This window comes from Leptolyngbya subtilissima AS-A7 (assembly GCF_039962255.1).
Taxonomy (GTDB): Bacteria; Cyanobacteriota; Cyanobacteriia; order Phormidesmidales; family Phormidesmidaceae; genus Nodosilinea.
Map to the genome: position 1 here is coordinate 428,481 of NZ_JAMPKY010000005.1, position 14,828 is coordinate 443,308.

At 56.4% G+C, this 14,828-nt stretch carries 17 protein-coding genes and 2 tRNA genes; 7 read left to right on the plus strand and 12 right to left on the minus strand.

The window, feature by feature from the left end; translation table 11 throughout:
- The first annotated feature begins 297 nt into the window (after positions 1 to 297).
- Positions 298 to 732, plus strand: coding sequence for a hypothetical protein (locus NC979_RS13645; protein WP_190522183.1), 435 nt, complete (start codon positions 298 to 300; stop codon positions 730 to 732).
- A gap of 268 nt (positions 733 to 1,000) precedes the next feature.
- On the opposite strand, the gene rpmA is transcribed toward NC979_RS13645, so the two are convergent.
- Together rpmA and rplU are read right to left on the minus strand one after the other, a co-directional pair.
- Complete coding sequence (rpmA, locus tag NC979_RS13650) at positions 1,001 to 1,270, minus strand: 50S ribosomal protein L27 (protein ID WP_190522184.1); 270 nt, start codon at positions 1,268 to 1,270, stop codon at positions 1,001 to 1,003.
- Positions 1,271 to 1,323: 53 nt separating this feature from the next.
- Complete coding sequence (gene rplU, locus NC979_RS13655) at positions 1,324 to 1,710, minus strand: 50S ribosomal protein L21 (protein ID WP_190522185.1); 387 nt, start codon at positions 1,708 to 1,710, stop codon at positions 1,324 to 1,326.
- A gap of 293 nt (positions 1,711 to 2,003) precedes the next feature.
- Between rplU and NC979_RS13660 the strand changes: the two genes are divergently transcribed.
- From NC979_RS13660 to NC979_RS13675, 4 genes are all read left to right on the plus strand, one after another.
- The gene (locus NC979_RS13660) at positions 2,004 to 3,017 is read left to right on the plus strand and encodes a GDSL-type esterase/lipase family protein (RefSeq protein WP_242024139.1); all 1,014 of its coding nucleotides are present in this window, start codon (positions 2,004 to 2,006) and stop codon (positions 3,015 to 3,017) included.
- 116 nt (positions 3,018 to 3,133) lie between these two features.
- Entirely contained in the window at positions 3,134 to 4,183 is a 1,050-nt protein-coding gene (locus NC979_RS13665) for a DUF4268 domain-containing protein (protein WP_190522187.1), read from the plus strand.
- A gap of 39 nt (positions 4,184 to 4,222) precedes the next feature.
- Entirely contained in the window at positions 4,223 to 4,702 is a 480-nt protein-coding gene (locus NC979_RS13670; RefSeq protein ID WP_190522189.1) for a YchJ family protein, read from the plus strand.
- 108 nt (positions 4,703 to 4,810) lie between these two features.
- The gene (locus tag NC979_RS13675) at positions 4,811 to 5,737 is read left to right on the plus strand and encodes a lysophospholipid acyltransferase family protein (protein WP_190522191.1); all 927 of its coding nucleotides are present in this window, start codon (positions 4,811 to 4,813) and stop codon (positions 5,735 to 5,737) included.
- 109 nt (positions 5,738 to 5,846) lie between these two features.
- On the opposite strand, the gene NC979_RS13680 is transcribed toward NC979_RS13675, so the two are convergent.
- The 3 genes from NC979_RS13680 to NC979_RS13690 all read right to left on the minus strand — a co-directional run bounded on the left by NC979_RS13680 (position 5,847) and on the right by NC979_RS13690 (position 6,483).
- Positions 5,847 to 5,918: transfer RNA gene (locus NC979_RS13680), tRNA-Thr, on the minus strand.
- Positions 5,919 to 5,931: 13 nt separating this feature from the next.
- Positions 5,932 to 6,013 (minus strand) — tRNA-Tyr (locus tag NC979_RS13685).
- Between the two features lie 89 nt (positions 6,014 to 6,102).
- A complete protein-coding gene (locus NC979_RS13690) occupies positions 6,103 to 6,483 on the minus strand; it encodes a sll0565 family protein (RefSeq protein WP_190522193.1) in 381 nt (126 codons plus the stop codon).
- A 90-nt stretch (positions 6,484 to 6,573) separates the two neighbouring features.
- Between NC979_RS13690 and NC979_RS13695 the strand changes: the two genes are divergently transcribed.
- On the plus strand, positions 6,574 to 6,903 hold the full coding sequence (locus tag NC979_RS13695) for a DUF6439 family protein (RefSeq protein WP_431191063.1): 330 nt from the start codon (positions 6,574 to 6,576) through the stop codon (positions 6,901 to 6,903).
- Positions 6,904 to 6,964: 61 nt separating this feature from the next.
- Here the strand turns inward: NC979_RS13695 and NC979_RS13700 are convergent, their stop codons facing one another.
- From NC979_RS13700 to NC979_RS13715, 4 genes are all read right to left on the minus strand, one after another.
- On the minus strand, positions 6,965 to 7,360 hold the full coding sequence (locus NC979_RS13700; RefSeq protein WP_431191064.1) for an ATP-binding protein: 396 nt from the start codon (positions 7,358 to 7,360) through the stop codon (positions 6,965 to 6,967).
- Positions 7,361 to 7,912: 552 nt separating this feature from the next.
- Positions 7,913 to 8,575 (minus strand): phycobilisome degradation protein NblB, encoded by a 663-nt coding sequence (nblB, locus tag NC979_RS13705; protein ID WP_190522197.1) that lies wholly within the window; start codon positions 8,573 to 8,575, stop codon positions 7,913 to 7,915.
- A 206-nt stretch (positions 8,576 to 8,781) separates the two neighbouring features.
- Entirely contained in the window at positions 8,782 to 9,246 is a 465-nt protein-coding gene (locus NC979_RS13710; RefSeq protein ID WP_190522199.1) for a CBS domain-containing protein, read from the minus strand.
- Positions 9,247 to 9,330: 84 nt separating this feature from the next.
- Positions 9,331 to 10,365 carry a M42 family metallopeptidase gene (locus NC979_RS13715; protein ID WP_190522200.1) on the minus strand — a complete coding sequence of 345 codons (1,035 nt, stop codon included), beginning with the start codon at positions 10,363 to 10,365 and terminating at the stop codon, positions 9,331 to 9,333.
- A gap of 272 nt (positions 10,366 to 10,637) precedes the next feature.
- Between NC979_RS13715 and NC979_RS13720 the strand changes: the two genes are divergently transcribed.
- Positions 10,638 to 11,996, plus strand: coding sequence for a phospholipase D-like domain-containing protein (locus NC979_RS13720; RefSeq protein ID WP_348253705.1), 1,359 nt, complete (start codon positions 10,638 to 10,640; stop codon positions 11,994 to 11,996).
- Positions 11,997 to 12,005: 9 nt separating this feature from the next.
- Here the strand turns inward: NC979_RS13720 and NC979_RS13725 are convergent, their stop codons facing one another.
- The 3 genes from NC979_RS13725 to gntK form a co-directional block, all read right to left on the minus strand.
- Complete coding sequence (locus NC979_RS13725) at positions 12,006 to 12,338, minus strand: hypothetical protein (RefSeq protein ID WP_190522204.1); 333 nt, start codon at positions 12,336 to 12,338, stop codon at positions 12,006 to 12,008.
- A 319-nt stretch (positions 12,339 to 12,657) separates the two neighbouring features.
- On the minus strand, positions 12,658 to 12,942 hold the full coding sequence (locus NC979_RS13730; protein ID WP_190522206.1) for an isochorismate lyase: 285 nt from the start codon (positions 12,940 to 12,942) through the stop codon (positions 12,658 to 12,660).
- A gap of 5 nt (positions 12,943 to 12,947) precedes the next feature.
- Positions 12,948 to 14,504, minus strand: a complete 1,557-nt coding sequence (gntK, locus tag NC979_RS13735; RefSeq protein WP_190522208.1) for a gluconokinase — start codon at positions 14,502 to 14,504, stop codon at positions 12,948 to 12,950.
- Positions 14,505 to 14,828 lie beyond the last annotated feature (324 nt).

Genomic DNA, 14,828 nt, shown 5'->3' on the forward strand with positions numbered 1-14,828 from the left:
CGCCGTGAAGACCCTACCCTCAACGTCTCTCTGGGGCAGAAAGCCAACGATTCTCACTCTAACCTTGAGCCCACTGCAACCTTGATTAGAAATCCCTTATGCCGCCAATAATCTTTCGTAAACTCGATGGTGTAGTCATCAAAGTATAATATTTGCTTAACGGTTCTGTTTCTGGTGGGGGTTGCCCATTGGCAGCATGCGCCGAAGCAGGCTCTAGATTTTAATCACATCTCATAGTCATAATCAGCATTTTGCCCCATGGGCAGCTGTTTGCAGCAATAAGGACTTCTTACCCCTATGACCACGACCAACGACTCTAGCAACGGTAGTGCCGATACCCCCGAAAAAGAACCAGCCCGCGCCACCCGGGGCCGCACTAAGCGTGCTGCTGCTGGTGGCGGCATTGTCAAAGCCAGCCCTGAGAACGGCGATGTTTTGGTGCTGGCCGACAGCACTCGGGTTGTAGAGACCGATACGCTGCCCAACCATCGCCCTATTGGCTTGGACACCTTTGAGATTGTGGGCACCCTCGGCCCCAGTCACTCCATAGGTCGCCCGATCGGCGCTAACACCTTTGAAATTTTCACTACCGACACCCTGCCGGGCCACCGCCCAGTGGCCGTAAGCACCCTGCACATTGCTGATATTCACACGCTGCCCGGCGATCGCCCCATTGCCGACAATGACGATGTGGATCCTCACCCTTCTATTTTGATGGGCTATCTAGACTAACTAAACGTCGGACTGCTAGTGCCCGAACGGGTTGAGCTAAAGGAAATCCGGAGCGTTGCTAGATACTGGTATGAATCAAAACTCCAACGTCTCTTGTAGGGGCAAACGGCCGTTTACCCCTACCCGCATTCATGCTTCGGTTCAGCGACACCAAATCTGGGTTTCCTAAATCCTTTCAACAAAAAAGCTCCTCATTTAGAGGAGCTTTTTTGTTTGTGAAACTGTCTGAATTGAATCAGCAGTTACCTAGTCTTCAATCATCTCAAAGCTATACAGCGGGTACGGCAGCGGGATAAACGCTAACTTTCTTGCCGTTCTTGCCGCGACGCTCGAAGGTAACAACACCGTCTACTAGGGCAAACAGCGTGTCGTCACCGCCGCGACCCACGTTGTTGCCGGGGTGAATTTTGGTACCCCGCTGACGAATCAAAATGTTGCCAGCGATCACGGCTTCGCCACCATAGCGCTTGACGCCAAGGCGCTTAGCGTTTGAGTCGCGCCCGTTGCGAGTACTACCTGTACCTTTCTTGTGAGCCATGGGTGTATTCCTTCAACCTACCTACTGTTTAATTTAGCGTGAGTTGGGGAGGCTTAGCTTTCGGCTTCGGCCTCGACCGCCGCCTGCGCAGGAGCGGCAGCAGATTCGCCAGCGATCGCCTTGCCGTTCATCTCGATGGAGTTAATCATGACTCGGGTGAGATCTTGGCGGTGGCCCTGCTTTTTGCGGGTTTTCTTCTTGGGCTGCATCTTGTAGACGATCACCTTGCGGCCTCGCAGATGGCTGACCACGCTGCCTACGACGGTTGCCCCTTCGACTACAGGCTGACCCACCACAGATTCGCCATCGTTGTTGATAAACAGCACCCGTTCTAGAGTGACTTGGTCATCAACATCTAGGGCCAGGCGGTCTACGTCATAGAAGCGACCCGGCTCTACCCGCAGCTGCTTTCCGCTGGTTTCAACAATTGCGTACGTCATTCTTTTACCTCATAACCGCCGTACAGGTGCCAACGACCCCAAGACTGGGGCTCCGCTACGGGAGGCGTTAGCCTTAGGAACCTGATCCGAGCGCATAAACACAGTCTTTCATTATTACGAGGCAGTTCCAGCTCTGTCAAGGGGTAAGACAGCTGTCTAGGGCTGCGATCGCGGTGAATTTTGGTTTGCCTATCAGCTGTGCTGCATAGATAGCTAGAGAATGCTGCCATTTCATCCTGATGGGCGACGGGCCGGCCTGGAAAACGAATTGGGATGTTGAGGCACGCGGGTTTATGGATATTTGGCTATTGGCGGCTCAGCTGGCGTTGGGCGGCGGGGTACCGCCCTTAGAGATCGAAGAGATAGAGGCACCTCTACAGAGAGGTATCGCAAACGCGGCCCTACCCTCCCTGGCTGGCCCAAACTTGTGCTTCCCTGCGACCACCCCCAATAACATTGAGGCCTGCCCCGCGAAGGGGGGCGGCATGGCGACGGTAGCCCCCGCGCAGCCACCTCGGTCGATGAGTGCTGCTGCCGCTCGCTGGCCCAGCCCCGAGCAGGTTATGACCCCTGGCCGCCGTCCCACCCTTCCCCAGGTAGACCCTCAAGCGCGCCCCGTTACCGGAGCGCAGTTGTACCAATTTCGCACCGCTGCCCTCCAGGCTGGAGAACTCTACGCCCAGGTGGCCCCCTACCGCTACATAAACCGGTGGCAGCGGGCGTTTGTCTCCCCGACCCACGGTGACTGGCAGCGGCTGCTGGCAGCAGAGGCGGCAGCTATGGCTCGCCACCAAGGGCAAGCTCCGCTAACCGTGATGGTCGGCGATTCGCTGGCACTGTGGCTGCCGATAGACGAGCTGTCCGCTGACCAACTGTGGCTGAACCAAAGCATTTCGGGGGAGACTACGACCCACATGCTGGAGCGGCTACACTATTTCGCCGATACACAGCCCCAAACCATTCACCTAATGGCAGGTATTAACGATCTGAAGAACGGGGTACCTGAGGCTCAAGTGGTTGACAATCTCTATCGAATGATGGTCCGTTTGCAGCAGCAGCACCCCCAGTCGCGGTTGGTGGTATATTCCATTTTGCCGACGCGGCTGCGGGAAGTGTCGAGCGATCGCATTCAGCGAGTCAACCAGCGTCTGGCAGCCTTGGCGGTTCACCAGGGGGCTACCTATGTGGATTTGTACACTACTTTCAGCGATCGCCAGGGGCTACTGCGGGTAGACCTCACTACCGATGGGCTGCACCTAAGTTCCCAGGGCTATACCCTGTGGCAGGCAGCGCTAGTTAGCTATTAATTGGCGTCATATTTGGCGGCAACTCAGGTGAAACGCCGTCAGGATATGGCATCGTTGTGGGTCGATGGCGCGCCATAATAGGATCAACAATTGCCCTTTGCCAGAGCGAATCACCTGTGCCTAAGCGAGCTGCCAAACCCAAGCTGGGACGACTGGAAAAACTCGATCCTACCGATTATTGGCAGACCCAGGCCGATTTTCAGCAGTGGCTCACCGAGGCAGAAACCCTAGACCTGCTGGGTGAAGCGGCCGGGCTGAGCTTAGACTCGCCAGAGAGCGATCCCCCTCCTGAGCTGGGCTATGCCTTGCTGACCGAGACCGACACTGGGTCGCTGGTTTTGGTGGCAGCTCACCTAGAGGAGCCTGACTTGAGCGCTCTGGGCCAGCTGCTAGCTTGGGCCGCTACTGAGAATGCCGCCACGGTGATCTGGGTCGCCCCCGACTTTTCTGAGACAGCGGCGCTAACCCTTGACTGGCTTGACCAAAGCAGTGAGGTCATGTTTTTAGGAATGACCGTGGAGCTTTGGCGGATTGGCAGGGCCGCTATGGCCGCCAACTTTATGCCGGTGTGCGGAGCGGTGGACGACAGTGAAACCGATCCAGAAGCCGAGAACGTTGAAGACGTTTCCCCTAAGGAGCCAGAGCCGGAGCCGCTGACGCCTTTACAGCAGCAGAATTTAGAGTTTTGGAGCGGATTGTGCGATCGCATGGATCGCCAGGGCAGTTTGGTTAAGCCCGGTTCGCCTACCCCCGAAGCCACTATGGGCTTTGCCATTGCTCGCGCTGGGTTTCGCCTCAACGCCATTCTCGATCGCGATCACGGCAGCCTCTACACTGAGCTGCTGCTTTCAGGAATTGACGCCCAGCCCCACTTTCACCTGCTGGCCGAGGAGCGCGAGGCCATCGCCGACGAAATGGGCCTGCCCCTGATTTGGGATGGCACCGGCGATCAGGCCTGCATGGTGGCCAGCACCTTAGCAGAGGTGACTTTGGACGATCGCGACCGCTGGCCCGAGTACCAAGCCTGGTTCTGCGACTGCCTAGAGCGGTTCTACGAAGCCTTCTTTGACCGCATCAAGCGACTCGATGCCAACGGCTATCAGCCCTTGCCCAAGCGGGCGGCTGTGACAGATACGCTGGTTTTGCCGGCGCGGCCTCGGGGGTAGGGGAGTGGATGGGTAGATGGGTGGATGGGTGAGGGGCGCATGGGGATAGGGGCTACGGAACGGTGTCCTTGCGGCGGTGAGGAGAGTTTTGGGGATTGTTGTCAGCCCTATTTACTTGGCAAGGCGGAGGCGCCGACGGCGGAGGCGCTGATGCGATCGCGCTATACGGCCTATCACCAGGGCGACATTGACTATCTAATCGCCACCCACCACCCGACCCAGCGGTACGGAGGCCAGCGGGCGGCGATCGGGCAGAGCGTGGCGACTACCACTTGGCTGGGGCTGCGAGTGATCGCCACTGAGGCTGGGCAGGCCGCTAACAGCAAAGGCGTTGTTGAGTTCATTGCCTACTACGCAGACCCTCGGCCGGGTCAGGTGCATGAGCGATCGCGCTTTGTGCGGCAAAAACAGCGCTGGTTTTATCTGGACGGGGATGCTCTGCCTCCGGTGGAGCCTAAACGCAGCGACCCTTGCTGGTGCGGCAGCGGTCAAAAGTACAAAGCCTGCCACGGTCGCTGAAAGAAATTTGAAGAATTACCGGAAACTTGAGCCATCCTCTGCGGCGACATTCCATACTCATGGCAATCCTGTCCTGGAATTTCGTCAGGATGCACTTAGGCCGCAGCTATGACCGACACCCTTCAACCCGCTGAGCTAACCGCTGCACTGACGCCAGAGGCCATTGTGCGAGTGCAAGAGGGAGTGGCTACGTCGCAGAATCCAGCGGTGCGCCAGTGCATTGCGATCGATTTGGCCGAGCTGAGTGCGATCGCCCAGGGCACCGCCGATCGGCGCGTGAGCGGTGGCATTCGTCGCTGGGTTATGCGCCGCTTTATCAAAGCTTGCTTTCGGGTGCGCATCGAAAATCCAGAGCATATTCCTACCGAGCCCAATGTGCTGACGGCTAATCACCTCAGTCATTTAGACCCGTTCCTGCTGCTGGCTTTTTGCCCCTCTACCCCCTACTACTACATCCTGGGCGATGCCCGCACCCTCTACAACAAGCGCTGGAAGCGCTGGCTGATTGGTTGGGCGGGGGGCGTAATTCCTCTAGAGCGCTGGTGGAAGGAAGAAATGGCTGTGATGGCCGCCGCCGACAACGGACGGGACGATCTCAAGCCTCTAGCGGCGGCGATTCGCGATCACGTGCCCAACGGCAGCTCAATTCAGCAAATGCGGCAGATCGATCAGGCGGTGCAGGCCTTGCTGGCCCGAGGCGACGGCGTCATGCTCTTTCCCGAAGGTCGTTTGGGAGAACGGGAGGGGCACATGCATGCCCTACGGCGCGGCACTGTGCTCTACGCTATGCGCTCTGGGGTACCTATTTACCCGGTGGCGATTATTGGCACCAAAATTCTCTACTTTCGCAAACAAATTACCCTGCGTTTTGGCCCAGCCGTGCATGTTCCTCACCAGGCTCGACCCAAGCGCGTCGCCATCGATGCCGCTCTGGCCGAGTTAGAACAAGCCTTTCAGGCCCTATTGCCGTCCCATTACCAAGAGCCCCAAGGGCCGCAGCCGCTGCGCCACTGGCTGAGCCATCTGTTCTGGTAGCTATTCGCCCTGGGGAGTCAAACGGAATTCGCGCAGCGTAGATTGACAATAAAACCCGCAGTGCCAGTCTACAAAGCAGTTACGATTTGCTCTGGACAAAATATTGGGAAGCCCTTAACGAGATTTGAACTCGTGACCTCTCCCTTACCAAGGGAGTGCTCTACCACTGAGCTATAAGGGCAAGTTGTCGTGGATGGGCCGGGCTGGATTTGAACCAGCGTAGGCGTAGCCAGCGGATTTACAGTCCGCCCCCATTAACCACTCGGGCACCGACCCGCTCTATCCACGATTTATAATCCTAGCATGGAAGGGGAATTACTTTTGGTCAACTTAAAAAAGTTCTGCCTATTTTTTTTGGAATACGTTTATCGGGCGTAGACAAACCAGGCTAAAGCCCAGCCCAGCAAGAGTCCCAGTCCGCCAAACCGCACCGCTTGCCAGAATGGTTCTTGCAGATGCTGCCACGATACAACTCGGCTGGCCAGCTCCATTTCAAAACTATCGGCGGCTTCCTGCAAATTCGTGACTTCCTGAGCTGAGTGCTGAGCATCCTCCTCCGCCCCGCCCGCCTGAATCTGCTGAAGCTGTAGCAAATTTGAGACCCCGACCTTAAGCTGGTGTAGGCGTGCTTCTAGCCCCTCTAGCTGATGCATAAGCTCCGTAAGAGAACGGGGCGCTTCGTCGGCACTGCTGCCTATGGTGCCGCGCTGGCTGTGATATCGCTTTCGCCGGTAGCCTGGTTTCATTGTGCAGAATAGAGAAATAGGGATGTTTCCCCAGCAGGGCTGCTAGGGCAGGGTACATCTTCTAGTTAACCCCAACTGGTTTCAGTAACTATGGCTTTTTCGTTTGATCCGTCAATGACGCCCCAGGCGATCGCCCGGGCTGCTAAACCGGCTGCTGAGCTAACCGACCTGGAGTTAGCTCAAATACTGGCGGAGCGCCTAGCCGTTAAGCCTGCCGATTGGCACCGCCTCAACCGCGATCGCCGCGTGCGTGCCAGCGAACAGCTAGCGGCAGCGCTAGTGTTTTTGCTCAAGCAGAATTCTGAGGAAGCTTTGGTACGAGTTGAGCAGGCTGCCGGCTGGTTGAACCGCAGTCTGCAAGCGCCCCCCTGCCCTAGCCACGGCGATCGCAAAACTCGTCTAGCCGAGCACGGCGACTAACCACCCAAGTTTGGCCGAGGAAGGCAAATCAGCTGTTTACAATACTGCTTAGCGAAATGAGTTAGCGAATAAGCGGTAGCCGACGAGGCTGCCGCACCACTTTGCCCAAGTGCAACTCTCGGCCCTCGTTGTGCCAAATCACCTGATCAAATATTTGGTAGAGAATATAGAGACCGCGACCGCATTCTCCGGGGTTAGAGGTGCAGTTGTCATCAACGGCTTCATCGCAGCTACAGGGATGGCTAAACCCGCCCCCTTGGTCAGTGATCACCCACCATAGATGAGACGCTGATGTAGTATATTTAACCGAAATGCATTTAGCCGGATCAAGGCGATTGCCGTGCTTAGCAGCGTTGACAAGGGCTTCTTGCAAGCCTAGCCGCACCTCGGCTTGCCAGGTCGCAGGAACATCTCTCAGCAAGAGTTCTAGAACTGGCTGCAAATATAGGGTAGACACGAAACTCAGGGTGTCCCACTTTTGCTGCTGTGCAGATGGAGAAGTTGCTATCACTCAGGCCATCTCCAATGTCTTGAGTTGAATAATGGTTGAAGTCTCTGACTCGCGGTTCAGAGATTAATCAATAAAAACGAATGTGTAACAAGCGATAAAATATTTATATTTTTTGTGGCTTGCTCAGAGTTAGCATTTGTGCAAACCCTCTAACAACACTTCCTCAAAAGTCCCAAACCAAAACAGTAGTTGGTCTAAAAACTTGTGGGAGTGAAATTGTTTTAGGCAGAGCATTACAGCCACTATTTCACTATAGCAAACTTTGCCAGGGCTTCGTCAACGGGAGGCAGTTTTTGGAGCAAACCGCTATTTCAGCACCTGTTTACCTGCACAGAGTGTGGCGAGTCGCATGTTTGAGCCTGCTCGCCTGTACCAGGGTAAACGCAACTCTATCTACGCTAAACGCAATCTCCAGGGCATAGAAACGTAATCTGAAAGAGAGGTTGCGTAATATTAAGTAACTTAGAAGCGTGAGTTTACCCTAGCAAAAGCCGTCTCTTAGAGGCCTAGGTGCTGTTTAGCCGTACCAGCAACAATGTCAGATGTATCGGTGGTGAGCTGTTGCAGCGCCGATTTAGCATCGGGTTCAGAAAACTGAGCTAGAGCTTGCACTAAGCGGTGGCGCACCTGCCAGTCAGGATGCGTAGTGTAGTTGAGCAGCAGGGGTAGGGCACGGCGATCGCCCAGTTCGCCCAGAGCACCAATGGCCGCAGTGGCAATCAGCTCATTGTCTGAGCCTAGGGCTTCTTGCAGAAGGTCAAAGGCTTGGGGCTCACCCAGCTCACCCAGAGCTGCCACTATGCTAAATTTCACCAGCCACTCGTCGGTGCTGTGGTAAAGCGTAGCCAGTTCAGGGTATGCACTTTTGAGCTTGAGACCGCCAATGGTGTCGGCGGCGGCGGCTTGGACATCGGGGTCAGGGTCTTGGGTGAGCGATCGCCGCAGCAAGGGTTCTACGGTGGCTACGTCTTGCTGCCCCAAACTGGCAATCTGGCTAATGGCGGCATAACGCACCCGAGCATTGCCGTCGTTAGCGGCCAGTTGCACTAGCTCAAAGGCGTCGGAAGAGTCCAATTCGCGCATTTGGTTGACCGCCCGCAACCGATCCCCGTAGTCATCGGAGTGGAGCAGTTCTCGAACCGAGTTTGGGGTAATAGCCATTTTTGTAGAGATAAGTACAAATCTGCTCTCTCTACTATCGGCCATTTTGGGGATCGGCGATAGGGGGAGCGGAGTGGGGGAGTGATGGAGTGGGGGAGTGATGGAGTGGGGAGTTTTGAATGTTGAGTGTTTAGTTTTGAATTGAAGCATTAGCAGGAGAACTCAACACTCAAAACCAAACACTTAAAATTCACCGCCCCATCGCCCTAGGCGTAGCTATTCGCCATTTCCCGCACAATGTCGCCTCGGGTGAGGATGCCGACCACCTGCTTATCAGCATCTACCACCGGCAGACGGCGCACCTGCTTGTCGTGCATCAGGTGGGCGGCTTCGCGCAGAGATTTATCTGGGGCAATGGTGACAACGTGATCGGTCATGACGTCTTTGACCAGTTGGCCGAGGGCTTTGTGGAGTTCCTGGTTGTACTGGTTAGGGGTCTTTAAATAGATCACGCTGTCGAGCAGCATGATATAGGCGGGCATATCGACCCCGGTAGTTTGCCACATCAGATCAGATTCCGACAAAATGCCGACCAGATGATTGTCTTCATTGATCACAGGCAGCCCGCCCACGTGGTTGTCGGCCATTAGCTGAATGGCATCCTTCAGCACAGTGTCGGGGGCTACCGAGATCGGGTTTGAGGTCATTACATCCGCAACGGTTTTGGCCATGGGGTTAGTTCAATACGGGTTGGACGGGTTGCTGACTGGAATTGATTTCATTCTAGAAAAGGTTCATCGCTAACCGGGTGGCTGTCACAGGTCGTTACAGTAGTGCTCTAGAATGGCGGCGCAGTGGGCGATCGCCCCTAAATGGGCGATCTCATAGCCGTGGGTGTTGTGGGTTGGGAAACTCAGGCAGGCGGCCCGAGACACGTGGCCAAACTTCATGGCGATCGAGCCATCGCTGCCAAAACCGCTAATCACCGCCATTTGAATGGGTAGGTCGTGGGTGGTTGCGGCTCGGCGCAGTTCTGCATTCAGGCCTTCGTCGTAGAGGCCGTAGCTATCTTGACTCAGCAACACCGGCAACTCGCCTGGCTGGATGGGATATTCTGCCGCTAAAGGGCAAACTTCTAGGGCAATTAGAGCCTCTAGTCGGTGACGTTGGGAGAAGTACAGAGCGCCGACCGCCCCCACTTCTTCTTTAGCAGACGCGACTAGGTAGATGGTCACAGGCGGCTCCTTCAGCCGCTCGGCCAGCATCAGCAAAATCGCTAGGGAGGCTTTGTTGTCGAGGGTGTAGCTGGCGATATAGTCGCCCAGGCGAAAGGGCCGTTTGCGGTGCTTGCCCACCACCACCCGCGTGCCCGGGCGAATGCCAGCGGCAGCGAGTTCTTGGGGCGATCGCTTGGTCTCTACCCAGGCGGTTTCCCAGGTGACCAGCTGACTCTCTTGCTGGGCCTTCTGGGGTGACTCATGGGAGACGTGGCGCGAGCCAAAGCTCAAAACACCGCTGATGGTGTGCTGATCCCCCAGCAGATCCATCACGCCCTCGCCATAGACCCAGGGGAACGAGCCGCCCAGCTTGCGCACCGACACCCGACCGTCGGCGTAGATGCTTTTGACCAGGGTGCCGATCTCGTCTTTGTGGGCGGTGATCGCGATCGCCCGGCTGTCGTCGCGCCCTGGAATTTTGGCAATGACGTTGTCGGCCTCATCGCGCCAGTGCTCTATCCCTAAGCTGGCCAAGTCAGCCATCAAATGCTGATTAATTTCGTCCTCCGCACCGCTGGGCGAGTGGCACATGACTAGGTCGGAAATCTTTGTAAACAGAGCATCGTAGGACATGGGAGGTGGGGAAGATAAGGGAGGTTGAGGAAGATAAAGCAGGTGAGACGCATTTTCGATAGAGGTTTTGATTCTAGCTACTTCCTTATCGCCCCATTTTCATCATCGCCCTTGTCACTCCTATCTCTTCTCGTTAGCTAACTCTTTCCCTTGGGCTCTCTAAAAGCAGAATTATTTGCTTTAGACTTGTGCATCAATCACGTCAGCCTCTCTGGCCTAGATCTCCTTGGGTGCGTTGGGGAATCGGCATTGGGATTGGGTTCCTGCTGTTTGTGGGGATCAGTAGTCAGTTTCGCAGCGAGGCTACACTTTCCACCCTCGCTCCGCTGCCGCAGGACCCATACATTCGAGCGTATTTTAACCACAATCAAGCGGCGACCTATACCGACCCCTACCGCCAGATCACCCGCCACGGCGATGATTTAGAGCAGGTGGTGGTGGATGCGATCGCCACTGCCCAAACCTCCATCGATGTGGCGGTCCATGAGTTCTCGCTGCCGGGGATCGCCCACGCTCTGGCCGATCGCAAGGCCGCAGGGGTAGAGGTGAGGGTGGTGGTTGAGAACACCTACAGCACACCGGTAGCCAAGCGAAATTCTGGGGGGTTGGCCGAGCTAGACGAGCATTCCCAGGACAAGGTCAACGATCTGTATGCCTTCATTGACGCTGATCAGGACGGGGTGCTGAGTGATGGAGAGTTGCGCGATCGCGACGTGCTCACCATTCTTGCTCAGGCCAACATTCCCCTCATTGACGACACCGCCGACGGCAGCAAGGGCAGCGGCCTGATGCACCACAAATTTATGGCGATCGATGGTCGCATCGTTGTCACTGGATCCGCTAACTGGACCTTGAGCTGCACCCACGGAGATTTCTCAGATCCAGATAGTCGGGGAAACGCCAACAGCATTCTCGTGATTGACAGCCAGCCTCTGGCCCAGCGGTTTCAGCAAGAGTTTGACTACCTGTGGGGCGATGGCCCCGGTGGGCAACCCAATAGTCTGTTTGGGCTGCAAAAACCTCACCGGCCCTCGGCCCTAGTCTCGCCCCCCGGTTCAGCGCTAGAGGTGCAGTTTTCGCCCACCTCAAAAACTCGGCCCTGGGCCCAGAGCGTCAACGGGCTGATTGCCAAAACCCTGAGTCAGGCCACCCAGAGCGTTCACCTAGCCCTGTTTGTCTTTTCTGAGCAGGCGATTAGCGACCAGCTGTTACCGATGGCCAATCGAGGAGTGCCTATCAAAACTCTGATTGACCCTGGCTTTGCCTACCGCAGCTATAGCGAAGGGCTCGACATGTTGGGGATCACTATCCCCGACCACAACTGCAAGCGCGACAACAGCGTACCCTGGGCGAATCCAATTACTACCGTTGGGGTACCGGCCTTGCCGCCTAGCGATAAGCTGCACCACAAGTTTGCGGTGCTTGACCAGAGCGTAGTGCTGATTGGCTCTCAAAACTGGAGTCAGGCCGCCAACACCACCAATGACGAAAACCTGCTGGTGATTCGCAATGCCACAGTGGCGGCCCACTTTGAGCGTGAGTTTCAGCGGCTGTACGACGGGGCAGAACTGGGTATGACGCCGCAGTTGCAGAGAGCGATCGCCCGTCAGCAGGAAAAATGTGGGTTGTAGCCCTTGCCCCTAGGCCGCTGGAGGACCGAACCAAAGCGCCATGGCATCGCTCCAGCTAACTCGGTAGCTTAGCGGGTCTTCGACGATCAAGGCATCGACGTGAGCTGGCTGAAGTTCTAGCCATCGTAGGGTTTGGCGTACGCTCCAGCCGCGATATTGGGCAATGCAGCGAATGTCTTGCAGAGTAACGGTGGGCAAAGATGACTGCAACCAGTGACTTAAGGTATGAGAAGGCACCTGCAATGCCGTTGACAAATCGCGAGAACTACCGTGGTGGCTCAGCTCGAGCCTGAGCCATTCGACCAGTACCTGTACGTTCCAAGGGTAATACGCTGTGCTCATGGGAAAAACCCGCTAAGTCAATCCCATCAAACTATAGGTTTAGGCCTATGTTTCTTAAAGGCAGGTTCGAGGGAGCAGGTTTTTACAGTTCAGTTGATTCTTCAAAACCACGGCCTAAAAGTTGAATCCGCTCACCTCAGCGGCTCGTATCCTAAAAACGTCTTCGGTGACCTGACAGGCACTCTTCCTCAGAAAAGCATCCTCAGGACTGTCCAGGAGATGGCATTTTGAGATGCGAAGACAGACTGAATCAGGGTTTGCATTCTCTAGAAGTGGGTGGGTGCAGGGGTTTGGCTTAGGCTTGTTCAGTCTGAGACTGTTACCAGTGCTTCATTTCTTCGGCGATGAAGTGGTTGACTAGGTCGCGATAGAGGGCTTCGATCGCATCACCATTCAGCCCTTCTTCCTCGGCCCACACCCGGCGCTGCTGAAGCATAGCCTGGAAGCGATCGGGGGCTTTGACCGCAGCCTCGCTGGTTTTGAACTGAGACGCCGCTTTGACGTAGGCAAAGCGCTGGCCTAGGAGGGCAATCACCTGGCGATCGAGCCGATCGATCTCGGCGCGAATGTCGGCCATGTTTTGGCACTGGTCGGGGGTATGCATGGGGTTCAGGGTGAGGTGCTGTTGCTGAGCTCGGCTTGCAGGGCGGCGATCGCATCATACTCCCGCTCAAACACCCCGGTCAGGTGCTCGAACAGCGGCAGTACCTTTTGGTAAACCGTCACATTTGCCGGGATTGGCTGATGGCGGTAGGTTTCCCCAATCATCGTCGTCACTGCATCTAGCGACGGCACTCGGCCCAGGGCATAGAGACCCAGCACGGCGGCCCCCAGACATGAGCTTTCGTAATGCTCAGGGATTGTCACCTCGCGGTCAAAGATGTCAGCCATCATCTGCCGCCACAGGGCTGCTTCGGCAAAGCCCCCCGTCGCTTGAATCAGGGTAGCTGGACCAGCAAAATCTTCTAGCGCCTTGAGCACCAGGTAGAGGTTGTAGACAATGCCCTCTAGCACCGAGCGCACCAGGTGTGATTTGGTGTGTTTGACGCTGAGGCCAAAGAACGAAGCCCGCGCGTTGGCATTCCACAGGGGCGATCGCTCGCCCATTAGGTAGGGGTGAAACAGCAGCCCCTCTGAACCGGGAGGCACAGTCTCTGCCATGGTCATCAACAGGCTATAGACGTCTTGGCCTAGGCGTTTGGCGGTGGCCACCTCGGCATCGGCCAGCTGGTCGCGCACCCAGCGCAGGGCAATGCCGCCGTTATTCACCGCGCCGCCAATCACCCAGTGGTGCTCGGTGAGGGGGTAGCAAAATAGGCGCTCTCGTGGGTCGGTGATGGGGCGATCGACCACAGCTCGTACGGCCCCGCTGGTACCTACGGTCACGGCTACACGGCCCGGGGTCACTGCCCCCACCCCCAGATTCGACAGCACGCCATCGCTGGCCCCAGCGATTAGCGGGGTCTCAACCCGCAAGCCCATGGATCCAGCCATGACGGGCTTTAGCCCGGTGAGCACGGCGGTGGTGGGCACGAGTTCAGACAGGGATGAGGGGGCAACTCCGGCGATCGCCAACGCCTCTGTATCCCAATCCAGCGTTTCTAAATTCAGCAGCCCCATGGCCGTGGCAACGGAGTGGTCAACCACGTAGCGACCCAGCAGCCGATAAAACACAAATTCTTTAATTGAAATAAACCGTGCCGCCTGCTGAAATAGTTCGGGCTGCTCGTAGCGCAGCCAGGTGAGTTTGACTAGAGGCGACATCGGGTGAAGGGGCATGCCCGTGCGCCGATAGACGGCATGGCCATTCATCTCGGTCTTGATGCGCTTTTCCCAGCCAGCGCTGCGGTTGTCGGCCCAGGTGATGCTGCGGGTGAGAGGCTGGTCGTTGGCGTCCACTAAGATCAGACTGTGCATCGCCGAGCTAAAACACAGTCCTAACACCTGCGCCGGGTCAAGGGCGTGGGTATCGACCAGCCCCCGCACGGTTTTGACCACGGCGGCGAAAATTTCTTCGGGGTCTTGTTCGGCGGTGGCTATGTTGGGAGTGTAGAGAGGATAGGTCACCAGAGCCTTGCCCACCACCTGCCCCGCTTCGGTAAACAGCACCGACTTGGTGCTGGTGGTGCCAATATCGACCCCGATGATGTAATTCTGGTTGGTCATAGAGTAATGGCCTGATATAGCAGCGATCGCTCGGTGCGCTTAATCAGGCTATACCCCAGCGGCACCGACGACAAAATCAATGCTGCGTCAAACCATGTCGCAGGCTCAGTAGATAGCTAAGTCCCTGCTAGCCCTCTCCCCCAGCCCCTCTCCCAGGGAGGAGAGGGGAGTCGGAAACAAACTTCAAAGTCCCTCTCCCGATCTGGGGGAAGGATTTAGCGATTATCTTAATTGTCAACCACTTGTAGCTGGTGTGGCCGTCTGAGGGGGTTCTGTATCCTTCGGGTTTCGCCAAGATTGGCCTTGGGTGACCAGCGCATTGAG